This window comes from Streptomyces sp. NPDC060209, from assembly GCF_042728155.1.
In the GTDB taxonomy this organism is placed as follows: Bacteria; Actinomycetota; Actinomycetes; order Streptomycetales; family Streptomycetaceae; genus Streptomyces.
Window position 1 is genome coordinate 1 of record NZ_JBHWZS010000495.1, and the last position, 3,580, is coordinate 3,580.

The following is a 3,580-nucleotide window of genomic DNA, read 5'->3' on the forward strand; positions in this document are numbered from 1 at the left end:
GAGTTCGCCGCCGCGCACACCGGCGTCCACCTCGTGATGTGCTCCATGGACGACGGGACTGCAAGAAGGCGCTCGACGAGGCCGACGGCAACGTCGACGGCGCCGTCGAGGCGCTTCGCATCAAGGGCCAGAAGGGCGTCGCCAAGCGCGAGGGCCGTTCCGCCGAGAACGGTGCCGTCGTCGCCCTCATCTCCGACGACAAGACGTCCGGCGTCCTGCTCGAGCTGAAGTGCGAGACGGACTTCGTCGCCAAGGGCGAGAAGTTCCAGAACGTCGCCAACACGCTCGCCGCGCACGTCGCCGCGACCTCCCCGGCCGACATCGAGGCGCTTCTCGCCTCGGAGATCGAGTCCGGCAAGACCGTCCAGGCTTACGTGGACGAGGCCAACGCCAACCTCGGCGAGAAGATCGTCCTGGACCGCTTCGCGCAGTTCACCGGCGGTTACGTGGCTGCGTACATGCACCGCACGATGCCCGACCTCCCGCCGCAGGTCGGCGTCCTCGTCCAGCTGGACAAGGAGAACGCAGAGGTCGCCAAGGACGTCGCGCAGCACATCGCCGCCTTCGCCCCGAAGTACCTCAACCGCGACGAGGTCCCGGCCGAGACGGTCGAGAACGAGCGCCGCGTCGCCGAGGCCACCTCGCGTGAGGAGGGCAAGCCCGAGGCCGCCCTCCCGAAGATCGTCGAGGGTCGCGTCAACGGCTTCTTCAAGGACGTCGTCGTCCTCGAGCAGGCCTTCGCGAAGGACAACAAGAAGTCCGTCCAGAAGGTCCTGGACGCGGCCGGTGTCAGCCTGACGCGCTTCGCGCGTATCAAGGTCGGCATCTGAGTCCGTCCGCGAACAACGGTGGACCCGATAGGGTCTGGTGCAGTCGTCGGCCGCACTCAGCCGTACGACCGCAGATCTGACGAGGAGGCCATTGCCGCTGAGGGACAACAGACCCACCGGCAATGGCCTTCTTCGTATGTGCACGAGGAGAATCTCCATGAACAAGGGCGCGGACGCCACACAGGGTGACCACAAGCGCGACGACGGCACGATTTCCGGGCGCTTCATGCTGAAGCTGTCCGGCGAGGCCTTCGCCGGTGGCGGAGGCCTCGGTGTCGACCCCGATGTCGTGCACGCCATCGCCCGCGAGATCGCCGCGGTCGTACGCGACGGCGCGGAGATCGCGATCGTCATCGGCGGCGGCAACTTCTTCCGTGGCGCCGAGCTCCAGCAGCGCGGCATGGACCGGGCGCGGTCCGACTACATGGGCATGCTCGGCACGGTCATGAACTGCCTGGCGCTGCAGGACTTCCTGGAGAAGGAAGGCATCGACTCACGCGTCCAGACCGCCATCACCATGGGTCAGGTCGCGGAGCCGTACATCCCGCTCCGTGCCGTGCGGCACCTGGAGAAGGGACGTGTCGTGATCTTCGGTGCCGGCATGGGGATGCCGTACTTCTCCACCGACACGACCGCGGCTCAGCGCGCCCTGGAGATCGACGCCGAGGCGCTGCTGATGGGGAAGAACGGCGTGGACGGGGTCTACGACTCCGACCCGAAGACCAACCCCGACGCGGTGAAGTTCGACGCCTTGGAATACGGCGAGGTGATCGCCCGAGACCTCAAGGTCGCCGACGCCACCGCCATCACGCTCTGCCGTGACAACCAGCTCCCCATCCTCGTCTTCGAACTGACCGCCGAGGGCAATATCGCCCGCGCGGTCAAGGGTGAGAAGATCGGCACGCTGGTGAGCGACCGGAGCACCCGGGCCTGACGGCCCGGATGATGGACAACGGCCTGCCGGTCGGACACCGTGCAGGTGAGGACGCGACGCAGGATCCGCAGGACCCGACGATGCCGGGTCCGCTCAAGACACGCAGGAGCACGTGGTGATCGAAGAAATCCTCCTCGAGGCCGAGGAGAAGATGGAGAAGGCCGTCGTGGTCGCGAAAGAGGACTTCGCCGCGATCCGTACCGGCCGTGCGCACCCGGCGATGTTCAACAAGATCGTCGCCGACTACTACGGCGCGCTGACCCCGATCAACCAGCTGGCCTCGTTCTCGGTTCCCGAGCCGCGGATGGCAGTGGTGACCCCGTTCGACAAGACCGCACTGCGCAACATCGAGCAGGCGATCCGTGACTCCGACCTCGGCGTCAACCCGAGCAACGACGGCAACATCATCCGTGTGACGTTCCCCGAGCTCACGCAGGACCGTCGCAAGGAGTACATCAAGGTCGCCAAGACCAAGGCCGAGGACTCCAAGATCTCGATCCGCTCCATCCGCCGCAAGGCCAAGGAGTCGCTCGACAAGCTCGTCAAGGACAAGGAGTCCGGCGAGGACGAGGTCCGCCGCGCGGAGAAGGAGCTCGACGACACCACCGCGAAGTACGTCGCGCAGGTGGACGAGCTGCTCAAGCACAAGGAAGCCGAGCTGCTCGAAGTCTGATGAACGACTCTTCCTGGGGCGCCCCGCAGGGAGCCGGTTACTGGAGCGCGCCCGAGATGGGGGCCGCTCCGGCGGGTCCTGCATACGATGTGCACGGCGCCCAGCAGACTCGGCCCATGCCCATCGTGCCGGACGCTCCCGACGCAGGTAGAGACGCTGACGACCGCGACGACCGGAGCGGGGACGCCGCGCGCGTCAGCGGCCCCCTGTTCCGTGACGAGAAGCCGCAGGAGCCCATGTCCACCCCGATGCCGTCCCCTCCGCACAAGAAGCGTGCGGGGCGTGACCTCCGCGCCGCCATAGGGGTCGGTGTCGGTCTCGGTGCCCTCGTCGTCGGCTCCCTCTTCATCGTGAAGGCCGTCTTCGTCGGCGTGGTCGTCCTGGCGGTCGTGGTCGGTCTCTGGGAGCTCACCTCCCGCCTGAAGGAGCGCAAGGGCATCAACGCCCCCCTCGTGCCGCTCGCCGTCGGCGGCGCCGCGATGGTGGTCGCCGGCTATGTGCGGGAGGCGGAGGGTGCCTGGGTCGCCATGGCGCTCACGGCCCTCGCGGTGCTCGTGTGGCGGATGACGGAACCTCCCGAGGGCTACCTCAAGGACGTCACGGCGGGTGTCTTCGCCGTGTTCTACGTGCCGTTCCTGGCCACGTTCGTCGCGATGATGCTCACCGCGGACGACGGTGCGTGGCGCGTCCTGACCTTCCTCCTGCTGACCGTGGTCAGCGACACCGGCGCGTACGCCGTCGGCTGGCGCTTCGGCACGCACAAGCTGGCACCCCGCATCAGCCCCGGGAAGACCCGCGAGGGTCTGTTCGGCGCGGTCGGCTTCGCGATGGTGGCCGGTGCCCTGTGCATGGAGTTCCTGATCGACGACGGGAGCTGGTGGCAGGGCCTGCTGATGGGTCTCGCCGTCGCCGCCAGCGCCACGCTGGGGGACCTGGGCGAGTCCATGATCAAGCGGGACCTCGGGATCAAGGACATGGGCACGCTGCTGCCCGGTCACGGCGGCATCATGGACCGGCTCGACTCGCTCCTGCCGAGCGCGCCGGTCGTGTGGCTGCTGCTGGTCCTGTTCGTCGGATCCGGCTGAGCCGGGCGGCGGCGTAGTGCGCCGCGGTTTCACGGGTGGGGCCCGCAGTCCACTGGAC

At 67.8% G+C, this 3,580-nt stretch carries 4 protein-coding genes; all 4 read left to right on the top strand.

The genetic code is table 11. The features are described from left to right. Positions 1 to 38: 38 nt before the first annotated feature. The 4 genes from tsf (at position 39) to ACFWFI_RS41690 (ending at position 3,522) form a co-directional block, all read left to right on the top strand. Positions 39 to 830 (top strand): translation elongation factor Ts, encoded by a 792-nt coding sequence (gene tsf, locus ACFWFI_RS41675; RefSeq protein ID WP_387401017.1) that lies wholly within the window; start codon positions 39 to 41, stop codon positions 828 to 830. Between the two features lie 157 nt (positions 831 to 987). Beyond that, a complete protein-coding gene (gene pyrH, locus ACFWFI_RS41680; RefSeq protein WP_387401013.1) occupies positions 988 to 1,764 on the top strand; it encodes a UMP kinase in 777 nt (258 codons plus the stop codon). Positions 1,765 to 1,879: 115 nt separating this feature from the next. Then, positions 1,880 to 2,437, top strand: coding sequence for a ribosome recycling factor (frr, locus tag ACFWFI_RS41685; RefSeq protein WP_031100531.1), 558 nt, complete (start codon positions 1,880 to 1,882; stop codon positions 2,435 to 2,437). Beyond that, positions 2,437 to 3,522 (top strand): phosphatidate cytidylyltransferase, encoded by a 1,086-nt coding sequence (locus ACFWFI_RS41690; RefSeq protein ID WP_387401015.1) that lies wholly within the window; start codon positions 2,437 to 2,439, stop codon positions 3,520 to 3,522. The genes frr and ACFWFI_RS41690 overlap by 1 nt, the downstream gene beginning before the upstream one ends. The last annotated feature ends 58 nt before the right edge of the window (positions 3,523 to 3,580 follow it).

Coding starts and splice junctions, on each gene's coding strand:
- pyrH (WP_387401013.1), top strand. CDS start 988: ATGAACAAGGGCGCGGACGCCACACAGGGTGACCACAAGCGCGACGAC.
- ACFWFI_RS41690 (WP_387401015.1), top strand. CDS start 2,437: ATGAACGACTCTTCCTGGGGCGCCCCGCAGGGAGCCGGTTACTGGAGC.